Annotated in this window: 29 protein-coding genes; 22 read left to right on the top strand and 7 right to left on the bottom strand. The window is 39.1% G+C overall.

The annotated features are described in order from the left end of the window. Positions 1 to 178 precede the first annotated feature (178 nt). On the top strand, positions 179 to 1,504 hold the full coding sequence (locus tag RCG21_RS18785; protein ID WP_308913592.1) for an MDR family MFS transporter: 1,326 nt from the start codon (positions 179 to 181) through the stop codon (positions 1,502 to 1,504). 73 nt (positions 1,505 to 1,577) lie between these two features. On the opposite strand, the gene RCG21_RS18780 is transcribed toward RCG21_RS18785, so the two are convergent. Continuing rightward, positions 1,578 to 2,546 carry a DMT family transporter gene (locus tag RCG21_RS18780; RefSeq protein WP_308913591.1) on the bottom strand — a complete coding sequence of 323 codons (969 nt, stop codon included), beginning with the start codon at positions 2,544 to 2,546 and terminating at the stop codon, positions 1,578 to 1,580. A 155-nt stretch (positions 2,547 to 2,701) separates the two neighbouring features. Here RCG21_RS18780 and RCG21_RS18775 point away from each other — a divergent pair, with 155 nt between their 5' ends. The 6 genes from RCG21_RS18775 (at position 2,702) to RCG21_RS18750 (ending at position 7,222) form a co-directional block, all read left to right on the top strand. Next, positions 2,702 to 2,944: a replicative helicase loader/inhibitor gene (locus RCG21_RS18775; RefSeq protein ID WP_165976291.1), complete on the top strand. Its 243-nt coding sequence runs from the start codon at positions 2,702 to 2,704 to the stop codon at positions 2,942 to 2,944. Between the two features lie 60 nt (positions 2,945 to 3,004). Next, on the top strand, positions 3,005 to 3,658 hold the full coding sequence (locus RCG21_RS18770) for a GntR family transcriptional regulator (protein ID WP_308913590.1): 654 nt from the start codon (positions 3,005 to 3,007) through the stop codon (positions 3,656 to 3,658). A gap of 207 nt (positions 3,659 to 3,865) precedes the next feature. Then, positions 3,866 to 5,209, top strand: coding sequence for a serine hydroxymethyltransferase (gene glyA / locus RCG21_RS18765; protein ID WP_308913589.1), 1,344 nt, complete (start codon positions 3,866 to 3,868; stop codon positions 5,207 to 5,209). A 323-nt stretch (positions 5,210 to 5,532) separates the two neighbouring features. Next, a complete protein-coding gene (locus RCG21_RS18760) occupies positions 5,533 to 5,958 on the top strand; it encodes a DMT family transporter (protein WP_133335527.1) in 426 nt (141 codons plus the stop codon). 25 nt (positions 5,959 to 5,983) lie between these two features. Next, complete coding sequence (locus RCG21_RS18755) at positions 5,984 to 6,682, top strand: Crp/Fnr family transcriptional regulator (RefSeq protein WP_133335529.1); 699 nt, start codon at positions 5,984 to 5,986, stop codon at positions 6,680 to 6,682. Positions 6,683 to 6,712: 30 nt separating this feature from the next. Beyond that, positions 6,713 to 7,222 carry a DMT family transporter gene (locus RCG21_RS18750; RefSeq protein ID WP_133335531.1) on the top strand — a complete coding sequence of 170 codons (510 nt, stop codon included), beginning with the start codon at positions 6,713 to 6,715 and terminating at the stop codon, positions 7,220 to 7,222. A 20-nt stretch (positions 7,223 to 7,242) separates the two neighbouring features. On the opposite strand, the gene RCG21_RS18745 is transcribed toward RCG21_RS18750, so the two are convergent. The 4 genes from RCG21_RS18745 to RCG21_RS18730 form a co-directional block, all read right to left on the bottom strand. Further along, a complete protein-coding gene (locus RCG21_RS18745; RefSeq protein WP_133335533.1) occupies positions 7,243 to 7,647 on the bottom strand; it encodes a hypothetical protein in 405 nt (134 codons plus the stop codon). A gap of 215 nt (positions 7,648 to 7,862) precedes the next feature. Beyond that, positions 7,863 to 8,099 (bottom strand): hypothetical protein, encoded by a 237-nt coding sequence (locus RCG21_RS18740; RefSeq protein ID WP_133335535.1) that lies wholly within the window; start codon positions 8,097 to 8,099, stop codon positions 7,863 to 7,865. A 50-nt stretch (positions 8,100 to 8,149) separates the two neighbouring features. Further along, positions 8,150 to 8,383: a spore germination protein gene (locus RCG21_RS18735; RefSeq protein WP_026573008.1), complete on the bottom strand. Its 234-nt coding sequence runs from the start codon at positions 8,381 to 8,383 to the stop codon at positions 8,150 to 8,152. After that, positions 8,380 to 8,622, bottom strand: a complete 243-nt coding sequence (locus RCG21_RS18730; protein ID WP_133335537.1) for a hypothetical protein — start codon at positions 8,620 to 8,622, stop codon at positions 8,380 to 8,382. The genes RCG21_RS18735 and RCG21_RS18730 overlap by 4 nt, the downstream gene beginning before the upstream one ends. 220 nt (positions 8,623 to 8,842) lie before the next feature. On the opposite strand from RCG21_RS18730, the gene RCG21_RS18725 reads away from it, so the two are divergent. Then, positions 8,843 to 9,388: a hypothetical protein gene (locus tag RCG21_RS18725; RefSeq protein ID WP_308913588.1), complete on the top strand. Its 546-nt coding sequence runs from the start codon at positions 8,843 to 8,845 to the stop codon at positions 9,386 to 9,388. A 192-nt stretch (positions 9,389 to 9,580) separates the two neighbouring features. Here RCG21_RS18725 and RCG21_RS18720 read toward each other — a convergent pair whose 3' ends face one another. Continuing rightward, positions 9,581 to 10,258: an SOS response-associated peptidase gene (locus RCG21_RS18720; protein WP_308913587.1), complete on the bottom strand. Its 678-nt coding sequence runs from the start codon at positions 10,256 to 10,258 to the stop codon at positions 9,581 to 9,583. A 336-nt stretch (positions 10,259 to 10,594) separates the two neighbouring features. Between RCG21_RS18720 and RCG21_RS18715 the strand changes: the two genes are divergently transcribed. From RCG21_RS18715 to lsrF, 14 genes are all read left to right on the top strand, one after another. Continuing rightward, complete coding sequence (locus RCG21_RS18715; RefSeq protein ID WP_235824816.1) at positions 10,595 to 11,332, top strand: GntR family transcriptional regulator; 738 nt, start codon at positions 10,595 to 10,597, stop codon at positions 11,330 to 11,332. A 68-nt stretch (positions 11,333 to 11,400) separates the two neighbouring features. Beyond that, a complete protein-coding gene (locus tag RCG21_RS18710; RefSeq protein WP_308913586.1) occupies positions 11,401 to 12,243 on the top strand; it encodes a fructoselysine 6-kinase in 843 nt (280 codons plus the stop codon). A 103-nt stretch (positions 12,244 to 12,346) separates the two neighbouring features. After that, positions 12,347 to 13,642, top strand: a complete 1,296-nt coding sequence (locus tag RCG21_RS18705) for an ABC transporter substrate-binding protein (protein WP_308913585.1) — start codon at positions 12,347 to 12,349, stop codon at positions 13,640 to 13,642. 56 nt (positions 13,643 to 13,698) lie between these two features. Then, complete coding sequence (locus RCG21_RS18700; protein ID WP_133335546.1) at positions 13,699 to 14,586, top strand: carbohydrate ABC transporter permease; 888 nt, start codon at positions 13,699 to 13,701, stop codon at positions 14,584 to 14,586. A gap of 4 nt (positions 14,587 to 14,590) precedes the next feature. Next, positions 14,591 to 15,493, top strand: a complete 903-nt coding sequence (locus tag RCG21_RS18695) for a carbohydrate ABC transporter permease (RefSeq protein ID WP_133335548.1) — start codon at positions 14,591 to 14,593, stop codon at positions 15,491 to 15,493. 138 nt (positions 15,494 to 15,631) lie between these two features. Further along, complete coding sequence (locus tag RCG21_RS18690; protein ID WP_133335550.1) at positions 15,632 to 16,597, top strand: SIS domain-containing protein; 966 nt, start codon at positions 15,632 to 15,634, stop codon at positions 16,595 to 16,597. Positions 16,598 to 16,660: 63 nt separating this feature from the next. Next, positions 16,661 to 17,674 (top strand): SIS domain-containing protein, encoded by a 1,014-nt coding sequence (locus tag RCG21_RS18685; RefSeq protein WP_133335552.1) that lies wholly within the window; start codon positions 16,661 to 16,663, stop codon positions 17,672 to 17,674. Positions 17,675 to 17,958: 284 nt separating this feature from the next. Then, positions 17,959 to 18,510 carry a GNAT family N-acetyltransferase gene (locus RCG21_RS18680; protein WP_165976292.1) on the top strand — a complete coding sequence of 184 codons (552 nt, stop codon included), beginning with the start codon at positions 17,959 to 17,961 and terminating at the stop codon, positions 18,508 to 18,510. A gap of 89 nt (positions 18,511 to 18,599) precedes the next feature. After that, on the top strand, positions 18,600 to 18,992 hold the full coding sequence (locus RCG21_RS18675; RefSeq protein ID WP_308913584.1) for a VOC family protein: 393 nt from the start codon (positions 18,600 to 18,602) through the stop codon (positions 18,990 to 18,992). A 348-nt stretch (positions 18,993 to 19,340) separates the two neighbouring features. Continuing rightward, on the top strand, positions 19,341 to 20,858 hold the full coding sequence (hutH, locus tag RCG21_RS18670) for a histidine ammonia-lyase (protein ID WP_308913583.1): 1,518 nt from the start codon (positions 19,341 to 19,343) through the stop codon (positions 20,856 to 20,858). Positions 20,859 to 20,937: 79 nt separating this feature from the next. Continuing rightward, entirely contained in the window at positions 20,938 to 21,087 is a 150-nt protein-coding gene (locus RCG21_RS18665; protein WP_165976316.1) for a hypothetical protein, read from the top strand. A gap of 142 nt (positions 21,088 to 21,229) precedes the next feature. Further along, positions 21,230 to 22,792, top strand: coding sequence for an autoinducer-2 kinase (gene lsrK, locus RCG21_RS18660; RefSeq protein ID WP_133336807.1), 1,563 nt, complete (start codon positions 21,230 to 21,232; stop codon positions 22,790 to 22,792). A gap of 21 nt (positions 22,793 to 22,813) precedes the next feature. Next, a complete protein-coding gene (locus RCG21_RS18655; protein ID WP_133336809.1) occupies positions 22,814 to 23,170 on the top strand; it encodes a cupin domain-containing protein in 357 nt (118 codons plus the stop codon). Positions 23,171 to 23,185: 15 nt separating this feature from the next. Continuing rightward, on the top strand, positions 23,186 to 23,977 hold the full coding sequence (gene lsrF, locus RCG21_RS18650) for a 3-hydroxy-5-phosphonooxypentane-2,4-dione thiolase (protein ID WP_133336811.1): 792 nt from the start codon (positions 23,186 to 23,188) through the stop codon (positions 23,975 to 23,977). A 42-nt stretch (positions 23,978 to 24,019) separates the two neighbouring features. On the opposite strand, the gene RCG21_RS18645 is transcribed toward lsrF, so the two are convergent. Beyond that, complete coding sequence (locus tag RCG21_RS18645; protein ID WP_133336813.1) at positions 24,020 to 24,412, bottom strand: thiol-disulfide oxidoreductase DCC family protein; 393 nt, start codon at positions 24,410 to 24,412, stop codon at positions 24,020 to 24,022. Positions 24,413 to 24,533 lie beyond the last annotated feature (121 nt).

Raw genomic sequence — 24,533 nt, 5'->3', positions numbered from 1 at the left:
TCACTCCAAAACTCTTCAAATTACAAACATACTAAATTATAACAATCTTTATTAGATTTTGGCTATTCAATTTGTTAAATTTGGAATCTAGAAAAAGAACATTAGTTTTTGTATAATAGTAAAGTAACTCATTTTTAATAGAAAAATATGGAAGTAAACAAGCTTTATGGGGGTCTGTATGAATAAAAATAAGTATGTATTTTGGGGTCTGGTCATTACCACCCTTATATCGGCACTTGATGCCAATATTATGCAAACAGCAAGTCCGACGATTGTGAAACAGCTTGGCGGGATGGAGCTGTTTGCTTGGATCTTCTCAGTTTATATGCTCGCAAGTACGGTTACCGTGCCGCTGTACGGAAAATTATCCGATATGTACGGAAGAAAACGGCTACTCATCATTTCAGTAGCAATCTTTACCATTGGTTCTTTGCTTGCAGGGTTGGCCAATTCAATGGTCTCGTTAATTATTTACCGTGGTATCCAAGGGTTAGGGGCAGGAGGAATGCTGCCAATCTCGATGATCATTGTCGGTGATTTATTTACGATTGAAAAACGCGGGAAAATTCAAGCTGTCTTTAGCGGAATATGGACATTGTCTTCAATTGTAGGACCTGTTCTTGGTTCTTTTTTTGTTGAAACCCTAACATGGAGATGGATTTTCTTTATTAATATTCCAATTGGAATTGCGACGGTTCTTTGCTTAATCCCCTACAAGGAACAAAATCAATTTAAAAAGACTTATATTGATTATAAAGGTTTTGTTTTATTCGGTCTTTCCATCACGCTTTTATTGCTCGCCACAAACGTATCAGAACCATTATGGTATGTCGCCTGTGGAATAGTCGGAATGGTTTTATTCCTGCTTGTTGAACGGAAGGTAGAGCAGCCATTTCTTCCGGTTTCCTTGTTTAAAAACAGAGGAACTTTAATGGTCAATCTTTACATGTTATTTCTCTGTATTTCTTTTTTCGGAACACCGAACTATATCCCGCTGTTTTTGCAAGAAGGCAGCCATATGAACATTTATCAAAGTGGCTTGATTCTATTAAGCATTGCCATTGGCTGGACCTTTGGAAGTACACCGGCAGGAAAATGGATTATACGCTACGGTTATAAGCATCTGTTTATCATTGGTAATCTTATATGTACCCTTGCAGGTTTGGTCATCTTTTTCGTCATTAAAGACGTATCCTACTTTTTATTGTTTGGTCTTTTGACCGTTCAAGGATTTGCGTTTGGTTTATTATTCGCCGTTGGAACAATTGCATCACAGGAATTTGTTGAAAATGATATAAAGGGGATGTCCACTTCCCTGCAAATCTTTATTCGAAACATTGGAACGTCCATAGGGGTAACGGTCATGGGGCTGTTTATCAATCATGCTGCGACAATGGTGATCGGGATGAAAAATATTTATCTTTTCGCCCTATGTGTCAGTGTGCTATCGATTGTGGTTACGTTTTTTATTCCGACAAAATCACCGGTTGGAAATGAAGGTTAATCTTTTGAATAATTTGGTCATTAGAATAAAGCGAAAAAACCGACTCATTAAAAAGTCGGTTTTTTCGCTTTATTTAAGCCACTGATTTTTCACAATTGCCTTCTTCATTTTTAATTGAAACATAACTATGCAAAATCATGCCAAGGATGACGATTAGAATACCGCACCAAGATAAAGGAGCTGGAATTGACAGCGACAAAAATACTAGTTCACCAGCTAATGTAAAAAGGACTTCCATTGATTGTGTTGCTTCAACTGAAGCTAATTTTTGAATATTTCCTCGTACCATATCCGTTGCTTTGAAAAATAGGACAGTGGCAACGACTCCAGAAAAAAGTGCAACTAATAATGATTGGAAAGCCTGCCCCTTGCTTGGTAGGCCAACGGTGTAAAAGCCATATAAGGAAAGTACAAACCAGAATGGAAGACTTGCAAGAGTCATCCCTAACACTCTTTGAAAAGTATCTAAACGCCCTTCACAGATGTCCATCATTTTACGGTTCCCTAAAGGATATGCAAAGGATGCGATCAGAACAGGTATAACTCCGAGTAATAAATTTTCAAAGGAAAAATGTTTCGAATGTTCAATTTGCATTAAAACAATACCTAACAAAATGATAAGTGACATGATTAGACCTTTATAAGGAATTTCCCCCCTTATTTGTAAAGGTCCATTTTTTGTGTATATTGTTTCAAAAAATAACGGTGCGAGTAATGTACCTGATATAATCGTGATTTGCCAAGTACCTGCAATAAGCCAACCAGGTGAATACGCTGCTGCAAAGCATAATGGAGCATAGAATACACCAAATCCCACAGAACTCCATAGGACCCAAGTTCCGGGTTTTTTTCTCATTTCATTTAAAAGCGGACGAAGATTTTTTCTACTTAGTACGATACACATAAGAAAGGGGACCATAAAAATATATCGGAGCGAAGAACTCCAAATCCAACTGCCGCCAGACAACTCCATAGATGAATTAAGAATAAACGTAAAAGCAAAAAAGAAGGCGGCACAAATGCCGAGTAAAATTGGTTTCAACTGAAGTACACCTCTGTTCATTCTCTAAATACTAAATATTTAATTTTTGTTAAATGTCTTTTTCATAAAACCAATATATCGTATAGTGGTTATTAAGGCAATCAGATTATTTATTTGTCAAAAAGGGAAAAATAACAAATAAGGAGGAGGACAAAATGACCAAACAAGAGGCTTTGAAAATTATAGTCCTGATTGAATCCGTTTATAAAGGCTTTAGGACAAAAAATGAAACCATTACTTTTTGGTTCAATTACTGCCCAGAGTTAAATTTTACTATGGTTATGACAAAACTAAAAAGGCATATCCGAACAAATCCTTATCCTCCTACTATTTCCGACTTGACAGAAGAAACTGAGAACAAACCATTTCAATGGTTACATGAATATAAAACAATTTGAGCCAATTATTCACCTTTCACAACAATTGACAACCAAAAAACTCGTTGATATATTGGTTTTATGAAAACAATTAAAACCATTGACCGCCCTGTATTAAGAGATCAAATATACGAATCTTTAAAAAAAGCAATCATTACCTTGGAATTGGAACCTGGGAAACGCATATTGGATAAGGATTTGGCTGCGGAATTTGGGGTTAGTCGAACTCCTGTTAGAGAAGCACTGAAAAGACTGGAGGATGAAGGGCTTGTTGAGTCCCTGCCAGGTTCGCAAACAAGAATCACGAAGATCAATTTGGAGGAGGCCCGGAATGCGTTTACGGTTGTCGCAGCTTTAAACAGTTTAGCTGCACGCCTTGCTATCCAACAAATTTCTACTGAAGAAATTGAGCGAATGGAAGCCAAAAATTGCGAGTTGAAAAAGGCATTAGAAGAGAAGGATATTATTGGAGCAGTGGAGGCAGATGATCAATTTCACTACGTACTCTTAAAATCTTCAAACAATCCGGAGATAGAAATTGCGCTAGAACGAATAATGACCAAAATCAGGAGATTGGAATTCTCTAAGTTTAGTTCTGTGGATGGTCATCTTTCACTCGAGCAGCATCGGCAAATCATTGCAGCATGTAAAGCAAAAAATAGTAACTTAGCAACTGCCTTAGTCGAGGAAAATTGGTTGAGTTTAAGTAGAGTTTTAATTGGGGAATCCGAGTAGAGTACGGCAAAACGTCGTGCTCGTTTTTTATCGAAACAATTAACTAAATTATCAAAAAATAAATTGACCATCCAATCGATATGCGATATATTGGTTTTAAGAAAGGCCCAATTAATTTTTACATAAACAAAAAATAGCCTTGATAAATGTTACTCCAAATCAGTCAGAAGTAAGATACTCAATTGACCAATTAGGAGGAAAGGTAAAATGAATTCAACATCAACCACATCGCAAAACCTCGAAGTCCATGACCAAAAGGTATTAAACTGGGCAAAGGAAATCGTTGAAAACAGTTCCTCACCACGATTAATCCAAAAGGAAATCATTAATGCCGTAGACAGAAACGCAATTTGGAGAGGACAGGAATGTCTCAATTTATTGGCTCCAGAAGCGCCAACCAGCCCGACCGTCCGACAATTATTAGCATCAGAAGTAGGAACACGGGCAGCAGAAGGCCATATCGGTCCTACGCAAAGATGGTTTTCCGGAACAAAGTATATCGATGAAATTGAATCTCTTTGCGTGGAATTACTCAAAAAAGTATTTAACTGCAATTATGCGGACCATCGTCTTGTTGCAAGCATGATCGGAAACATGACGGTTTATGCCGCCCTAACAAAGCCGGGAGATAATATTTTGACCATTGCCCAGCCATTAGGCGGCCATTCCAGTAATCGATATGATGGTCCGGCTGGGATCCGCGGCTTGAATATTTATGATGTTCCAATGGATCCAATTGATTTAGTAGTAGACATAGATGAATTTGCAAAAGTAGCCAGACAGGTAAAACCAACATTAGTGACCCTTGGCGCATCGATGACACTTTTCCCATTCCCATTAAAAGAAATGTCCGAAATCGTAAGTGAATGGAGCGGAAAAATATTCTTTGATGGTGCCCACCAACTCGGACTGATCGGAGGCGGCCAATTCCAAGACCCACTGAACGAAGGTGCTTGCATTATGACAGGTTCAGCGGGAAAAACCTTCAGCGGTCCACAGAGCGGCATAATTGTTTGGAATGATCCAACCCTCACAAAACCTGTTTGCAATACGATTTTCCCAGCACTTGCAGCAACACACCAAGTAAATCGTGTAGCGGCACTCGCCGCATCAGCTGCTGAATTCCTCGCTTTCGGAAAAGAGTATATGGCTCAAATTGTTGCCAACTCAAAAGCACTGGCAAAGGCACTTCATGACAGAGGAATCACGGTTCTTGGCGCACATAAAGGTTTTACAGAAACGCACCAAGTCATTGTTGATGTGAAGAAATTTGGCGGTGGATTGGATGTGGCTCATAAACTTGCCAAGGCGAATATTATCACAAACAAAAATTTAATTCCAAGCGATAAACCGGAAGATTGGGATTATCCAAGCGGCTTACGGATTGGAACCATTGAAATCACTCGCTTAGGGATGAAGGAAGCAGAGATGGATATCATTGCAGACTACATCGTCCGAGTCCTAGAGGATCAAGAGCCAGTTGAAACCGTTAGAAAACGTGTTATAGATATGCGATCAGGATATCAAAAAATCCTTTACTGTTTTGATTGATATGATTAATTAATGAAAAACCCCAGCCCCTGAGTGGTTCTGGGGTATGTGGTAAAAGTTTGAATAAGGTGAGAGGAAAAATGGAGATTCAAATTCATCATGATTTTCCTCAAATCGATTTGGATAAAATGAGAGAAGTCTTTGAATCTGTTGGTTGGACAAAACAAACCAATGTGTTTTTCCGTAAATAAATTATAGAAATCCTGTATTATTTCAATAATACGGGATTTTTTATTCCGATAATCAGGGACATATGTCCTTCCTCTCATTTAAGCAAAGGATATATCATTTACATATTGATTGTTAAAAGAGGAGAGGAATAAATGAAAGGGATTCTATTTGCGTTTTTAGGAGGGGCTTTTATTACCCTTCAAGGTGTTGCTAATGCACGGATCAGTCAGGATATCGGTACTTGGCAAACCGCGACCATTACTCAATTTACCGGATTCATTGCGGCCTTGGTGATCCTCATGTTTGTCCGTGATGGAAAATGGCAAATGTTTAAACAAGTGAAACCATTATATTTAACAGGAGGCGCCTTTGCGGCTGTCATTATCTACAGTAATGTTACAGCTATTCATCATATCGGTATCACTCTTTCAATCGCCGCAATCCTCATTGCCCAGCTTAGCCTGACCTTCATCATTGATAGTAAAGGATGGTTTGGTGTCAGGAAGCAGAAGATGAACCTGTCACATTTCATCGGGATTATAATGATGATTACTGGTGTGTTAATTCTAAAATTTTAATGGGAACGGTAGGAGAAATCACGGAATGAATGAAATCAAAAATCAAGAACAATTGAATGATTTTTTGCAAAAGTACGAACTGGAACCCATTTTTAATGAAAATTTATTACCCTATTTATCACTGTTCCACTTTGAACAAGGTGAGAATATATGTTCTCAAGGAGATGCCGCAGAGTTTCTATACGTTCTTGTGAAGGGGAAACTAAAAATCTATACAAACTCAGTTGAAGGTAAAACACTTATTCTCTCTTTCAAGACCCCACTTGAAGTAATTGGGGATATTGAATACGTCCAAAATATTCATTTTATCAATACAGTTGAGGCTGTATCACCAGTAACTTTGATTGGTGTTCAACATCACTGGTTGAAAAAATACGCGAGTGACTTTTCACCGTTTCTCCAATTTTTACTAAAAATCATCACAGAAAAGTTCCATCTTAAATCCAATTCAATGAGCTTAAGCCTGATGTATCCAGTCGAAGTACGTTTAGCCAGTTATTTATTATCGGTCTCATTTGATGAAACAAATTCTCCTGTGAACAAGCAACTAAGTTCGGTTAATCTTACGGATACAGCTAATTTCATTGGTACTAGTTATCGGCATCTGAATCGCGTCATTCAAAAGTTTTGTGAAGATGGACTTGTTGAACGAAACAAAGGCTCCATTATGGTTAAGGACAGGGAAGGCTTACAGAAGCTTGCCATTCAACATATTTACGAATAGTCTTTCGCGGGAAAGAAGGGGGGAATTGGGATGGTATTTGGATTACTGATATCGCTTCTTGCAGGAGCATTTCTCAGTGTGCAAAACATTTTTAACAGTAAGGTGAATGAACGAGCAGGATCATGGTCAACCACCACACTCGTATTAGGAATGGGATTCCTCGCATCATTGACATTTGGTACCATTTTCGAAGGGAAAAATCTATTTGTCTTGCAAGGTATGAGGACTTGGTTTTGGTTCAGCGGTTTGATTGGAATAGGGGTGGTGATGTGCCTTGTGAAGGGGATGCGTCTCTTGGGTCCTACGTTTTCCATCTCAATCGTTCTGACATCACAGCTGGTCTTTGCATTATTGTGGGACTCTCTTGGATGGTTTGGACTCGAACAAGTCCCTTTTACATTTAAAAAATTAATTGGTGTCCTCGTCATCGTTGCCGGCATTTTGGTTTTTAAATTTGGAGGAAGTAAGCAAGGGCTTTTAAAGAGTGCCACTAGCTCTGGGAATGATGCAAAACATAAAAAACATGGATCTGTTATGTAAGGATCCATGTTTTTTTACTATTATCTTGGTGTAAGAGGCTTTACCGAAATCGCTGGGGAAGAGGTTTTAATAAGACAGCCATCTAAATGCTCTTGATTTAATAACCCAAGTTGAAGAGCAGCTTTGATTTTACCATCATCCGGTTTTTTCACAATTTGAATCAAATCATTCATTTGCAATTCTTCTAGTCTCTTAATCATCAATTCATCGTTATATTTCTCGGTGTTGCGAATTTGCCGTTGAAGTTTGTAACCGCATATTGTAATTTCTCCTTTTACATTCTCACCAACAAACTGATCAAAGTAGTGCTGGAAGGACTCCTTCAATTGATTCATTTCCAATTCAATTTCTTTTTTCTGTTTATTCAATTCATAATATTTAACTAACATGTCTCCAGTAAGCGAGGTTTCATTTTTGTTTTTCATGTTGTTCTCCCCTTTAATCGAACGTATATTCTATATTATGAAATGCATCGCAAATAAATTACTATTTGGGAAAAATTTACAGTATACAATCGAAAGAAGTGAAGAATCCAATTCGATTCCTCACTCCTTTTTTTAAATAAAGCTCTGTTAAACTTGGTTGTTGATTTCCGCTCCAATCAACGTTTTTCAAATCAACATTATCCTTTAACACAGTCTTAAATAATGCTATTTTTCGTAATCCAAGTGTCATTTATATCACTATCACAAACATGCGAGATCGGAATAAAAATGGGAACGATGTCGCCATTTTGTTCTCCAAATCCCTGATTTCTTTTATAGGCGACAAACTGGTCCCTAATTTGATTTGCACCTATATTCATGATAGAGGCGTGGTCAAACACATTTATTTTATAGCCTAACAAATTGATTTCTGTTGGCGCGAAAATAACCATCAAAATCACCCCATAGAGTTAGACATTTCTAATAAACCCTAGGCTAATGTTTAAATCACACTATTTTTTACGGAATTTGAATCAACAACATCTGGATCGACAACCCATGAAATAGGAATATTGACCGGCGATATATCACCATTCTGTTCGCCAACTCCTTGATTCCTTTTATAGGCAACTAACTCATCGATTATTTGATTGGGGCCAAAATTTACGTAGGAAGAGTTATCAATCGCATTCACTTTAAAACCAAGAAGATTTATCGCATAAGGCCCAACGATCATTTCCATCCCTCCCTGTTTATTTTCACTCTTGGAGAATCAACTGGTTCGTCATCATATGTCGTATGAATCGGAATCAAAATCTTAGTTAAGTCAGCTATTTGTTGGCCATACCCTTGATTTTTTTTGCCGGTCACATTAACCCCAACAATATAATTCTCGCCGATGGATACCAATGAAGCATGATCAGGACTTCCCATTTTCAAACCGCCAATATTAATCTTTGTTGGAATAAAAAACATGTTTTCTCCTCCAAATTACAGCATTTTAAGAGAAAAAATTACGTATTTTTAAAGTTTATTCGTTTAAAGGTGAAAAAATAACAGGTTTAAAGATAGGGGCAACCATATTCGTTTTTTGCACACAAAGGCAGATTTATTTTTATATTTGGGTAGCTGCCTATGCCTTTTTCCTTCGTTAACATAGTCTAGACTGTAACCTATAAAAAGGAGTGTGTGCTTCATGGGATTTAATACAGGAGCGATGAGTGGATTTCCTGGTACTGGTGGAATGGGAAGTATGGGTGGAGTTCCCGGTATGACAGGTGCGGGAAGCACAGGAGGAGTTCCCGGTATGACTGGTATGGGTAGCATGGGAGGAGCTCCCGGTATAACTGGTATGGGCAGTATGGGAGGAGTTCCCGGTAGTATGGGAGGAGTTCCCGGTAGTATGGGTATGGATGGAATGACTGGTTTTCCTGGTCATGGATTTGATGGGATGCATGGAATGGGTGGTTTCCCAGGTCATGGATATGATGGGATGCATGGATTTCCCGGTCAAGGAGGAATGGGAACATTCCCAGGACATGGATTTGGAAGTATGGGTGGATACCCAGGATTTGGAGGATACGGAAGCATGGGAGGTTATCCTGGCTACAGTGGTTTTGGAGGATATCATGGATATCCAGGATTCCCAGGAGCAGGGGGAACCCAAATGTTTGGTCCACAAGGCGGAATGACAGGTTTCCCTGGTTATGTACCGGGGACAATGGGAGGATTTCACGGTTAAATAAGCCTTTCCCGCTGAATTAAAAAAGTGAAGTGGTGTCCCAAAAGCATGGGACACCACAAAAAAACGAAAGTGGTCGTTTCCACTTTCGTTAGAAGGAAAAATGTTTGGGTTACTACAAAGTATGTTCATGCTTGTACGTCGATGTAGTTTACTTGTCCTATATTAAAAAAATATTCTTTAAAAATGGGTCTAACAAATTTTTTGGACGAGCTCGATCGAATTATTCTTAGGTGAATTAACCAGAGACGAAACCTCATAGGCATCCATTAATCGCTCATCAAACGGTTTTAAATATCCCATTAAATATTCTAGATTCGTAACAGAAGGATCCAGCCATATTTTTTCGTCCTCCGGTTTGAGAATGACAGGCATACGATCATGAATATGCCTCATTAATTCATTTGGCTGGGTTGTGATAACCGAGCAGGAAAAGAGGGGCTTCCCAACAGGAGATTTCCAAGTCCCCCAAATTCCCGCCATCGCAAATAAATGATTGCTTTTCAGCTTTATACGCATCGGTTTTTTTGAGCGATCCTCCAAACGTTTCCATTCATAAAAACTATCGGCTACAATTAAGCAGCGTTTCCGTTTAAAGGAATCCCGGAAGCTTGGTTTCTCAGATAAAGTCTCTGCCCGGGCATTAATCATTTTGTTGCCAATGGAAACATCCTTTGCCCATGAGGGGACGAGACCCCATTTTAAAAATCCCATTCGATTCATCGTTCCATCATTTATGATGGCTAAAACCTGTTGAGAGGGTGCAATATTATAACTTGGACTATACTGTTCCTCATCCAAAAAGGAATGAACATCAAAACGGTCCAAAACTTCCTCAAGAGTTGCAGTTAACGTAAATCGGCCACACATACAAAAATCACCTCTGTAATTGAGTGTAACAAAGTTTTTGATATTTCTTAAAGTTTTTTATTCAATTCTATTGACAAGACAGAAAATTTAAATTAATTTTATAGTAATCCTAGCTAAAAGACTACCACAAAAATCACATCATACATGTTAACCTTCCAACTAGAATCTACTTATTAAATTGAAAGCGCTATCCTATACTTATGATTTTCATTTACCTCCAAGCTTTATCTACCAAGACCCTTTTAAATCCTTTTTATATTTATCGCAAGTGGTATATACCATTTTTAGGAAAAGTGAGATAATTAACGTAAACACTAAAAAATTGGAGATCATCAGATGAGCAGAATGATGAAAGACGAAGAAGCAATTCCATTTTATAAACAATTAAAAGATAAAATCCTTGATGATATTGAAATTGGCAAATTAAAGCATGGAGATAAGCTGCCATCGGAAAGAGAACTGGCTGACCAATATGGAATCAGCCGGATGACCGCAAGACACACCTTGTCCATTTTAGAAAGAGAAGGTGTAGTAGAAAGACGAGTAGGCTCAGGGACTTTTATTTCGAATAAAAAAATAGAAATGGACTTTATTACCTTTAACAGTTTTACAAGAAACATGATTAATAGGGGATTAACTCCTAGCACCCAGGTTCTCTCGATTCGAAAAATAGAAGCAAAACCGATGTTAGCAAACAAATTAAAAGTCGCAATTGGTGAGTCAGTGACAGCAATCAAACGCTTGCGGCTTGTTGATGACATGCCAGTTGCGATTGAAGAATCATTTATTCCTGAAAAACTTTGTCCTAATCTCGATCAAATTATCACCGATAACAGTTCCCTTTATGAAATTTTAGAAAACCATTTCGGTATTGTCCTCGTTAAGGCAAAGGAGTATATGCAGGTTACATACTCCGAGGAAAGTGACAGTAAGCTATTAAAAATCCGTTCCGAAAGCCCTTGTATTTTTCAAGAAGCGGTCGCCTTTGACCGAAATGAACAGGAAATTGAATTTTCCACTTCATTAACCAGAAGTGATATCGTTAAATTTTATTCTGAATTGAATCTGCAATAAACTAGGATTCCTTTCAGATTTAGATTAAATGGTATATACCATTAACAACCGAACTAGGAGGATGAATCATGAAGGTAATTGGTGTTGGAGATAATGTAGTAGATAAATATCTTTATAAAAGGACCATGTATCCAGGCGGCAATGCTTTGAATTTTAGTGTTTATGCAAAACAGCTTGGCATGGAGTCTGCCTATCTTGGAGTTTTTGGCAGCGATCGTGCTGCTGAACATATAACCAAAACCTTAAAAAATTTAGAAGTGGATCTTTCACATTGCAGGTATCATGATGGTGAAAATGGTTATGCGCAGGTAGATTTAGTCGATGGAGACCGGGTTTTTATCGGCGGCAATGGGGGAGGCGTCCAAAAGGACCATCCAATTGTCCTTACCGATGAGGACTTGGAATATATCAAAACCTTCGAAATTGCTCACAGCAGCATATATAGCGAGATGGAAGCGGAATTACATAAGTTAAAAGAGGCAGGGGTCAAAGTATCCTTTGACTTTTCAGCTGACTATAATGATCAAATTTTAGAAAAAACTTGTAAGCATGTGGATTTTAGTTTATTGTCCTGCGGTCAATGGAAAGATGAGGAAGTAGAAGAACTTTTAAAACGAGTTCACTCATATGGAAGCAATCTAGCAATTGGTACGATGGGTTCACGCGGTTCCATGGTTTACGATGGACAAACCTTTTATCGTCAGGAGCCTCATTTTGTTCAACCCGTCGATACTTTAGGGGCAGGAGATTCTTTCTTCACCGCCTTCATTCTTCATTATCTTAAAGGAAAGAAAGAAAAAACGATGAAGACAGAAGCAGAGCTTATTAAGGCGAGCTTGGTAGAAGGTGCAAAATTTGCTGCGAAAACCTGTCTTGTCGACGGTGCTTTTGGGTATGGGATTTCATTCTAATCCCCTTTTAGGGGGAGGAATTTTATTAATAGGATTCACAGGGGGTGTCACGCGTTAAATAGTTTGAAAGTTTAGTATTTTTAAAAAATAGGAGGGTTAATGAATGAGTAAAAAAATGAAGATTTTATTAGTAGCCATGCTAATGTTTGCACTCGTGTTAACAGGATGTTCAAGCTCTTCGTCAACCAAAGAGGACGAATCGGGTAAAATCGTTCTAAAATTTTTGCATAAGTGGCCGCAGCCAGAATACGCTCCCTATTTTGAAGAAGTTGTAAAAGAATTTGAAAAGCAAAATCCAAATATCATAGTAAAAATGGAAGCGATTGCAGACGAGCCAATTAAGGATAAACTCCGTGTCATTCTTGGCGGTAATGATGTTCCTGACATTATGTTCTCTTGGTCAGGAGAGTTTGCGAGAAAATTTGTTCGTGCCGGTGCAGCTTTAGATTTAACTCCTTATTTAAATGAAGATACCGCTTGGAAAGACAGCTTCATTCCAGCTTCTTTGCAGCCTTTTAGCTCTGACGGCAAAAACTATGGAATTCCGCTTCGCTTTAACGGAAAATTCTTTGTCTATAACAAAAAAATATTTGATAAGTACCACTTACAGGCACCAAAGACGTGGGATGAATTTGTACAAGAGTTAGATACCTTGAAAAAGGGTGGAGAAACCCCGATTATTTTTGGTAACCAAAGCCCTTGGGCAGCCATCCATTACTTAACTGGTCTAAACCAAAAACTAGTAGCACAGGATGTAAGAATGAAAGATTATAATCCTAAATCCGGAGAATTTACGGATCCTGGTTATGTAAAGGCCATGGAGATGTTTGCTGACTTGAATAAAAATGGTTACTTTATGAAAAATGCCAACTCTACTTCTCATGATATGGCGAAACAATTGTTCCTAGCAGGTAAGGGAGCCATCATGTATGTTGAATTAGAAGAATTCCCGGATATCGAAAAGGGCTTAAAAGGAAACTGGGGCTTCTTCCCGATGCCGGCAATTACAAATGGAGCAGGAAATCAAAACTTCATTACTGGTGCACCGGATGGATTTATCGTTTCATCAAAATCCAAGCATCCTAAAGAAGCTATTAAATTCCTAAAATTCTTAACTAGCAAAGAAAATGCTATAAAACTGACAAAACAGCTTAGCTGGCCAAGCCCGATTGATGGTGCAACAACCCCTGAAACTTCCTTGAAACAAGTAGCAGAAGGCGTTGATTTCATGAAGAAGGAAGAGGGCATGGCTGAATGGCTAGACACAGATGTCCATGCAAAGGTTGCAGATGCATACCTAACGAATATTCAGCTATTGCTTGACGGCACAAAATCACCGGAAGAAATTATTAAACAAGTTCAACAAGTTGCCAAACAAGTACAAGGTGAAGTGAACTAATAGATGAAAGGGTAGGCAGTTGTTTAACTGCTTACCCCCTCTAAGGAGGAAGAAGGATGACAAAAACATTTCGAAATAGCCGTACAGCCTTACTTTATATTTTACCAGCACTTCTTCTCATCCTGTTGTTTGTGTTTCTGCCGATTGTTCTAAATCTTTACAACAGTTTATTCAGGTGGAATTCATTTTCGTCAGGAAAAACGTTTGTAGGCTTTGAGTATTATAGCAGACTCTTCAAGGATCCCGTTTTTTATATTGCCTTAAAAAATAATTCGCTCTACGCTGTCATTTCATTAATATTTCAGGTAGGGGGCGGATTAATAATTGCCGCCATTTTAGAAGATAAACTGATTAGAAGATTTCAACCATTTTTCCGAACTGTATTTTTTATCCCTTCCGTTATTTCCATCGCCGTTGTTGGTTTACTATGGCAGCTGATTTATAATCCGGAAGTTGGTCTAGTTAATAGTTTTTTAAAATTCATTGGTCAGACTGAATGGGCGCATTCTTGGCTTGGGGATAGTAAAGTTGCCATTTATGCAGTTGTTGCCGTTTCGCAATGGCAGTATACAGGTTACATGACGATGCTGTTCTTGATCGCAATGCAAAAAATTCCATTTGAATATTATGAAGCGGCCATGATTGATGGCGCATCTAAGATAAAAACCTTTTTCAATATAACACTTCCACAAATCAAAGAAATGACAATCGTGGGTATGGTGATTACCGTAATTGGTGCATTCAAAGTGTTTGATGAAGTGTATATCATGACCTTTGGCGGGCCTGGTCAATCGACAGAAGTGTTAGGAACGATGCTTTACCGGGCAGCTTTCCGAAATGATGAAATGGGCTATGCTTCCACAATTGGAACAGTCATTTTCGTCATCACTCTCATCCTATCCTTAATCCAAATGAAACTAGGAAAATCAGGACAGGAGGCGTAAGAAAATGACGACAAGAGAAAATCCAGTGGTTAAAACAAACGAATTCCGGCCAGTTGGAACAGTAGGGCGGAAGATTTCAACAAAGATTAAAAATAAAATCTTTCAAGGGACAGTTCTTGTCTGGTTTAGTATTTTTGCCATTTGTATTATCTATCCGATCATTTGGCTTGGATTAAGCGGACTAAAATCGAATAGCGATTTCTTCTTAAGTACGTGGTCTCTGCCAAAAGAATGGCTTTGGAGTAATTATAAAGCCGCATGGGACGCGGGAATTGGTCATTTCTTTTTAAATAGTGTTCTTGTGACAGTGGTCTCCGTTGTATGTGTACTCCTATTCGGATCGATGGCAGCCTACGGGCTGAGCCGCTTTCACTTTAAAGGTCAGAATTTCTTATTGATTATTATCCTAAGCGGTTTGATGCTTGCGCCGCAGGTTAGCTTGATCCCGCTTTATAAATTGTTGCAGGCCATTGGTCTATATAACACTTATGGAGCCTTAATCCTGCCTTATGTTGCGTTTCAATTGCCATTTGCGATTTTCTTAATGCGATCCTATTTTCTCTCCATCCCCCATGAGCTTGAAGAATCGGCTATTCTCGATGGATGTAATAGTTGGAAAGTCTACCGGCATATTATTGTTCCGATGGGTAAACCCATCATTGCTTCCTGTGCGTTGTTGACGGGAATGAACGTCTGGAATGAATTCATGTTTGCCCTTGTATTCGTTGAAGATTCCAGCCTTCGCACGATCCCAGTCGGCTTAATGAACTTAAGAAGTCAGCTAAATACGGATTTTGGAATTCAATTGGCCGGTTTGGCAATTTCCGCTTTGCCGATGATCATTGCGTACATTATTTTCCAAAGACAATTCGTTCGCGGCTTATCGGCTGGAAGTGTAAAAGGATAAGCAAGAGTACCAGGGTAGTTGGAATAGGGAAGAAATGTCCTTTCCTATTCCACGTAATTTCGTTTCTCACGATTGGTTTAAATGGTATATACCAAATAACTAATTTGGAAAAATATAGATTTCAAAGGAGGATACAAGATGTTAACAGATGTACAAAAAGCGTTAGATGTGTTGAAGGAAAGGGATATTGACCGTGTTTATTTCGTCGCATGCGGAGGTTCTTCCTCGCTTATGTATGCGAGTAAATATGTGCTGGATCGAGAAGCTGAGACAATTGACTCTGATCTCTACACCTCAAATGAGTTTGTCCACCGTAATCCGAAGAAATTAAACGGAAAATCGTTGGTGATTTTGTGCTCCTATTACGGGAAAACTCCGGAAACAGTGGAAGCAGCACGGTTTGCACGTGAAAAAGGAGCATTAACCGTTTCCTTAACATTTGATGCAGACTCACCACTTGCCCAGGTTTCTGAGAATGTAATCGTCTACCATGATCAGGAAGACTCAAATTATGTGAACGAATCCCCTGCCATTATGCTCGAACTCATTTTTGGCTTGTTAGCAGAAAGGGAAGGCAACAAAAAATTTAATGATATCCTGTCCTCCTTAGAAAATCTAAGACCGATTCTAAACAAGGCAAAAGCTGAGACTTTGGCCCAAGCAAAAGAATTTGCTGAGTCCTATAAGGATGAAAAAATTATTTACACGATGGGCAGCGGTGCAAACTATGGAATTGCTTATTGGTTTGCGATTTGTCTCCTAATGGAAATGCAGTGGATCCATTCTCATGCCATCCACGCAGGTGAATACTTCCATGGTCCATTTGAAATCTTGGATAAGGATGTACCAATTATTCAATTAGTCGGCCTAGATGAAACCCGGCCATTAGAAGAGCGCTCTTTAGAATTTACCCAACGCTATGGTGAAAGAGTGATTGTAATAGATGCAAAAAACTTTGACTTAACAGGTGTTACTGAAAGTGTGAAAGGATACATTGCTCCACTCGTCCTGCAAACCGTTTTACGCCAATATGCGGGTGAGCTGGCAGAGGTTCGTAACCATCCATTAAGCACCAGAAGATATATGTGGAAGGTTCCTTATTAAAGGTAAGGTACTTATTAACTTAGAAGTCTTAAAAAATCTCAAATAAAATTTGGAGGGATTATCTTGTTAAAATTCGAACACGATACTTTTTTAGAATATGTTGGAAAAGAAGCAGTAGCGAAAAGAGAAGAAATTGAAAAAGTAGTCGATGAAATTTCTGCTAAAGGCTATAAAAATATCTTCCTTATCGGATCCGGCGGAACAATTGCGATGATGTACCCATTCGAATATATCCTAAAATCGAACTCAACCGTAGAGGTGCATGCGGAAATTGCTGCAGAATTATTAGTCATGAACAATCGCCATCTTTCAAAAGATTCCGTTTGTATTTTTGCATCTGTTACCGGAACAACAAAGGAAACGGTAGCAGCAGCCGAGTTCTGTAAGGCGAAGGGAGCCACCACCATTGGTTTCGTCGCTGAACCTGGTACACCACTTGCCGAAGCCGTTGATTATTGCATTTCAACCGGGCATGAGAAGCATTCGTTCGATACTTTCTTCCTTCATCTACAACTGTTGACATTCCGGTTTATCCATAACAACGATGAATTCCCACAATACGAGCAATTTGCAAAAGAAATCGCCTTGTTGCCAGAAGGAATTGTTCATGCATTAAAAACCTTCGATTCTCGTGCAGAACAATTTGCGATCCGACATAAGGATACGGGTTACCATATGTTGGTCGGTGCAGGTAATCTATGGGGAAATACCTATTCCTACGCGATGTGTATTTTAGAGGAAATGCAATGGATTAGGTCTAAATCGATTCATGCTGCTGAATTCTTCCATGGTACACTTGAGCTTGTTGAGGACGACACCAGTGTCATTTTATTTAAAGGAGAAGATGAAACTCGTCCATTGGTTGATCGTGTTGAACGATTTGCTGAAAAAATAACAAATGAATTATTCATAATTGATACGAAAGACTATCCTCTTGAGGGCATTAGTGAGGAATTCAGAAAACACTTTGCTGTAAATTTAAACTGGGCATTAACAGGTCGGATTAGTGTCTACCTGGAGCGTGAAAGAAACCACCCATTAGAACTTAGAAGATATTACAGAAAAATGGAATATTAAGATAAAACTGAGGTTATTATTAAAATTCCATACAAATGTTAAAATCCTAGTAAAATATATTTATTTTAAATATTCAATTACTTTTACACTTTAAACTGTTGAAAGAAAATTTTGAAAATGTTACTATTGAGTTGTTTAAATTCTTCTGAGTTTAGACCTCCTAAACTGAAGCTTAGCCTTGACCACTAAGCTTTACTTTGGACCTTTGAGACGTACTCAAAGGTTCTTTTTTTGATGAAATCGGCTAAGATGGAATCAATATTATTTTGACGGAGGAAACTTCAGTGGATTTTAAGACTTTTGATCGTTGGGATGAAGGAATCTGGAATAAGGTAAGTCCTATTTATCAAGGAGCCTTTGGAGATAAAGGAGCGAAACCGGAAAAGGTTATCCGCAACATGTTCCGTAAGCAAATTTGCTTCCTCCATGTTGCCTTCCAACAAGATCTTCCCGTCGGACTGGCACTCACTGGAAAATTAAAGGGAATAAATGCGCTGCTGATCGATTACATTGCTGTTGACCATGATAAACAGGGTCATGGGATTGGCTCAAAAATCTTACAATTCATTAAGGACTGGTCAACCAGTGAAGAAGGAATAGACAGCATCGTGATTGAGGTCGAGTCAGAGATGAGTGCTGAAAATCAGGAGCGTATCCATTTTTGGAAAAAGAATGGTTTTACCTTAACTGACTATATCCATCGATATATTTGGGTTCCGGAAACTTATCAGGCCATGTACCTCCAGCTGTCTTCACATGGAGTAGTTCCTGAGGGCGGCGAGGAGCTTTTCAAATTTATTGGCAACTTTCATAAAGAGTCTTTTCAGGGTACATGATGATGAATGTAAATGCCAAATTGAACAAAAAATGCTATATTGTGGATAGGGAAGAAATGGAATCAACTATTTTAAAGGAGTGTTGTGAAATGAAGGGTCAAATTACACCGTACCTTATGTTTGATGGCAATGCTAGAGAGGCTTTAGAATTTTACCGTGAGGTTTTTCAAGGGGAGATTCTAAACGTTCAAACCTATGGGGAATCGGGCTATAATAATTCTCCGGAGGCTGAAAATCTTCTGATTCATGCGCAATTCAAAAAAGATGATTTATTTATTATGGCCTCAGATGCATTTCCAGGAAATGTGATCAACAAGGGAAATAACATTTCGTTGGCACTAGATTTGGAAAGCGAAGAGGAAATTAAACGATTATATGATGCCTTACGTGAAAACGGGAAAGTCTATATGGAACTTCAAGATACCTTCTGGGGAGCGAAATATGCAAAAGTAACAGATCCTTTTGGAATTGCATGGATTTAAATTATCAAAAGTCATAAAAGCAGTTAGTAAAACAGAGCGCTCGAATTGAGTGCTTTTGTTTTTGCTAAAAAGATCCTTTGCACCTTCAAAATTAAAGCCTTTCATCTACTGTTCTGCTAAAGTGCTATTGTGCTAAAATTCAGAAAATTCCATTGACAGATCTGATAGCATCACATAGAATAATAAAGAAATTTAAAATTTAATGATGGGATTGATTATTCATGAGGCATCGAATAAAAATTGTTCAAAATTCAAAAATGGTTATAAAAGAGGCTGGACTCCAATTCTAAGTGAAATGGAATCCAGCCTCTTTCTTTATTTTACTAAAGTGGTAGAGGAGAGATATAAATGATTACATTAACTGGCCAAGGTTTAACGTTAAAGGAAATGAAAGAAGTATTATATGGTGGTCAAAAGGTCCAAGCATCAGATAAAAGCATGGAAGCAGTAAAAAAGAGCAGGGAAGCAGTAGATCGCATCGTTTCAGAAGGAAGAGTGATCTACGGGATTACAACTGGATTCGGTAAATTTAGTGATGTGTTCATCGATCAGAACGATGTTCAAGACCTTCAGTTGAACTTGATTCGTTCTCATGCATGCGGTGTCGGCGAACCATTCCCTGTGGATGTAGCAAAAGCAATGGTACTTCTTCGTGCCAATGCACTTTTAAAGGGTTTTTCTGGCGTACGTCCAGTGGTAATTGAAACATTATTAAAGCTTGTGAATCATGATATTGTACCTGTTATTCCGCAGCAAGGTTCACTTGGCGCAAGTGGAGATTTAGCACCACTTTCCCACCTAGCCTTAGCACTTGTTGGTGAGGGAGAGGTATTTTACCAAGGAAATCGTATGGATTCTTTAACAGCGTTCCAAATCGAAGGAATTCAGCCGATTACATTAGAGGCAAAAGAAGGATTAGGAATTATCAATGGAACACAGGCGATGACAGCAATGGGCGTTGTCGGCTACTTAGAAGCAGAACAGCTTGCGTTTGAAAGTGAGCTTATTTCTTCAATGACGATTGAAGGTTTAACTGGAATTATCGATGCATTTGACGAAGACATTCATGTTGCCCGCGGTTACCAGCAGCAAATCGATACAGCAGCAAGAATCCGCAGCTATTTAAGTGACAGCTTGCTGACTACCCAACAAGGCGAGCTTCGAGTGCAGGATGCTTATTCACTTCGTTGTATCCCACAGGTTCATGGAGCTTCATGGCAGGCACTTGATTATGTAAAAGAAAAATTAGAAATTGAAATGAATGCAGCAACAGATAATCCATTAATTTTTGATGATGGTGATAAGGTTATCTCTGGCGGTAACTTCCATGGTCAGCCAATTGCGTTTGCCATGGACTTTATGAAAATTGCCGTTGCGGAGATGGCTAATATTTCAGAACGACGCATTGAACGGTTAATCAATCCACAATTAAATGATCTGCCGCCTTTCTTAAGCCCAGAGCCAGGTCTACAATCTGGTGCGATGATTATGCAATATGTGGCAGCAGCGCTTGTTTCTGAAAATAAAACATTGGCACACCCTGCAAGTGTCGATTCCATTCCATCTTCTGCAAACCAAGAGGATCATGTAAGTATGGGAACCATTGGCTCAAGACACGCTCATCAAATTATTCAAAATGCAAGAAGAGTTCTTGCGATTGAATTGATTTGTGCCATGCAGGCTGTAGAATACCGTGGTGTGGATAAAATGGCTACACAAACAAGAAGACTTTACGAAAAGGGAAGAGAAATTGTTCCTTCTATTAAAAAGGACCGAATATTCTCTAAAGATATCGAAAAAGCCGCAGAAGCTTTAAAGACAATCGATTTGACAACATTCATACAGCAATTTAATGATGTTAAATAAAAGTTTAGGCCCAAAAATGAAGTGACTTTGCTAGTATTCGTCTATTTTTCACTGCAAATAATTATTGGAGGAATTGAAAATGTGGGTTATCACTCTTTATTCTATAGATAATATTAAAATGTATGAATATGAAAAAGAGGAGGAAGCAGTAGAAGCCTTCAAAAAGATTCAAGGCACCAAAATTCTTTCTGAAATTGTCTACTTTAATGATCCTTGTTTTTTAAATTAATGCTTAAAACCCTGTATGAATCATACAGGGTTTTTTTCTCTTATGAAAGGGACAAGGCAATTCAGTTCTTTTTAAAAAAATTGCGGATATATTTCTTGTAAGCGGTGACAAAATTAAAAACCTGATATAGAGGTGAAGCCAAATGGAGTACATTCTCGCCTTTGATGCCGGAACGGGCAGTATTCGGGCGGTATTATTTGATCTGTTTGGAAATCAAATCGGTGTTTCGCAATTTGAATGGAACCATTTAGCGGATGAACGGATCCCCGGGTCAATGGATTTTGATTGGGAAACAAACTGGGGCTTGGTTGTCCAATGTATTCAAAATGTATTAAAAGACACAGGAATTAACGCAAGGAATATCAAAGCCATCAGCGCAACAGCCATGCGTGAAGGAATTGTCCTTTATGATGATCAGGGTAAGGAGATTTGGGCGTGCGCCAATGTGGATGCAAGGGCCTCAGAGGAAGTTAAGGCGCTAAAAGATCTAAATTCCGGAATAGAAAAAGAGATTTATAACGTATCTGGACAAATGTTCGCTCTAGGTGCATTGCCAAGGCTGTTATGGATTAAAAACCATTTACCGGAAATCTATGAAAAAGCAGCGGCGATGACGATGATTAATGATTGGCTTCTTTTTAAACTATCTGGCAAGCTTCAGGTCGACCCATCAAATGGCTGTACCACCGGTATTTTTGATTTAAGGAAACGGGATTGGGAAAAGAAAACGGCCAGTTTATGCGGAATTAAAGAGAATTTATTTCCTCCTGTAAATGAGGCAGGGACAGTCCTAGGGGCATTGACGGATGAGACCGCAGTCTTAACAGGATTATGTCCTGGAACCCTTATTGTCTCAGGAGGAGGAGATGCGCAAATGGCTTCTATTGGCGTAGGGGCTGTTCTGGAAGGGCAAACGATGGTTTCAGGCGGCTCCTTTTGGCAGCAGGAAGTCAATGTTTCAGAACCCATCGTAGATAAAGGGGGACGAATACGGGTGAACTGTCATGCGGAACCAAACCTATGGCAGCTTGAAACCATTGTCTTTTTCCCCGGTCTTGTAATGAGATGGTTCCGTGATGCATTTTGTGACATGGAAAAAGCAGAGGCGGCTGCAACCGGAGTCGATCCATATGAGATTTTAGAAGAAAAAGCCAAAGATGTGCCGATTGGCGCGAATGGAATTATCCCGATTTTTTCCGATACGATGAATTTTGGTTCCTGGCGGCATGCGGCTCCATCCTTTATAAACCTCACACTTGATCCTCAGAAAACTGGAAAGAAAGAACTCTTTAAATCCCTCCAAGAAAATGCAGCCTTAATTACTTTAGGAAACTTAAAATTGATTGAAGAAGCAACAGGTACTTATCCAGAGGAGGTAATTTTTGCAGGGGGAGCTTCGAAAGGAAAGCTGTGGAGCCAGACCCTTGCAGATGTCTTAGGGGTTCCGGTTAAGGTTCCTGTGGTAAAAGAAGCTGCCGCATTAGGCACAGCTTTATATGCAGGTATCGGGGCAGGACTCTATGAAAATATTGAAAAAGCAGTCGAACAGGTAGTGAAGTGGGAGCGGACCTACCAACCTAATTTAGAAAATCATAGGGTTTATCTTGAGATTTTTAAAAAATGGAGGCGTGTCTATAAAGAACAGCTGATCCTAGCCGACCGTGGTTTAACCACTAATATGTGGAAAGCACCTGGATTAGATTAATTTTTGAAAGGGGTGAAATGGATGAAGAAGGTGAATGAAAATGAATTTGAATACCGGTTTGGGGACAACGGACCAAAATACTTAACAAAGGGGCCCAACGTGGATGTGGGAGTTGTAGTATTGAAGCCGGGACAGGACTTTCAAAACCATTATCATTCCGTTTGTGAAGAAATTTTCTATATCCTAGAAGGTGAAATTGATTTTTATATCAATGGGGACCATATTCCGGCAAAGCAGGGGGATATGATTCAATGCCGGCCACATGATTCCCATTATTTAATCAATCAATCTGAGAAACTATTTAAGGCTGTGTTTATAAAGTCCCCGCATATTGCGGAACGGGATACTGTAACTCTACCGAATCCTGTCATTAAATAAAGGAGTGTGTTACGAATGAGCTGGGGGTTTCAAAACCGTTTGAATAAAATTTTGCCCAATAGAAGGGCCGTCATGCTGGCGATTGATCATGGGTACTTTTTGGGGCCGATTAGGGGATTAGAAAAGCCGGGTGAAACGGTAAAAGATCTTCTTCCATATACAGACTCCCTCTATTTAACGAGGGGTACACTCGCATCTTGTATTCCCAATGATACGGAAAAACCGATGGTCCTGCGTGTATCTGGCGGTCCGACAACGGTTGGTAAGGATTTGGCAAATGAAACGATTGTCACCTCTGTGAAAGAGGCGATCCGTCATAATGTGGTAGGGGTGGGTGTTTCTGTTTTTATTGGCTCTGATTATGAAACGCAAACGGTTACGAATCTTGCACATGTTGTCAGTGATGCCCATGATTACGGACTCCCGGTTTTAGGGATTACTGCGGTCGGCAAAGAGCTTGAAAAACGGGATGCGAGGTTCCTTGCATTAGCTTCAAGGGTAGTAGCGGAAATGGGGGCAGATATTGTAAAAACCTATTACTGTGAAAATTTCGAAGAGGTGACAAGCAAGTGCCCGGTACCGATTGTGATCGCTGGGGGACCGAAGTTTGATACAATCCGGGAAGCACTCGAGATTACGTATAATGCAATGGAGCAAGGAGCGGTTGGGGTGGATATGGGGAGGAATATTTGGCAGTCTGATTACCCGCTTGCGATGATTCAGGCGATCCATTCGATTGTGCATGAAGGTTTTTCCGTGAAAGAAGCAGTGGAATTATATGAAGCGAATACCAAAATGAAAGCATAAAACAATACACGCCTGAAACCTATAGTGTAGGTTCAGGCTTTTTTAATCCAAAAACCTCTTTTTCAACTCCGGTGAAGGGAGCATACAGCTGTTTTTCTTGCCAAACCATGTATAGCGGTTTTTCGCTATGATATCATATATGTAGTCTCTAATATTCGTTGGGATCATCATTAGGATTGCGAACAGCTTCCATGCACCTTTGAGCTCCCGACAAACCCGTAATGCAGCTGTCGATTTCATATAGACCTTATCGTTTTCAATTAAAACAAAGCTATTAAGATCAGGTGCGAGACCATATTTCGTTATCATTCGGTTTCCAGTTTCTCCTTGGAGGGATGCGAACTTAAATTTCCCAGATACATCTCGCTTGATAATAAACTGCACACTATGATTACATAAATTACATACACCATCAAAAAGAACAATTCGCTCCATCTCATCACCACCCATTCTGATATAAATCCGGTATCCGCTCCACACAGACAAAACAAACGGTTTGTCCACGGACGGTGCCTGTCACTATTTAAACAACTGATTAATCATATTATATTATGAA

Source organism: Bacillus salipaludis (assembly GCF_030938565.1).
Classification (GTDB): domain Bacteria; phylum Bacillota; class Bacilli; order Bacillales; family Cytobacillaceae; genus Neobacillus; species Neobacillus salipaludis_A.
Note: the sequence above shows the minus strand (reverse complement) of the source record. Positions and strands in the feature narration are given on the sequence as shown.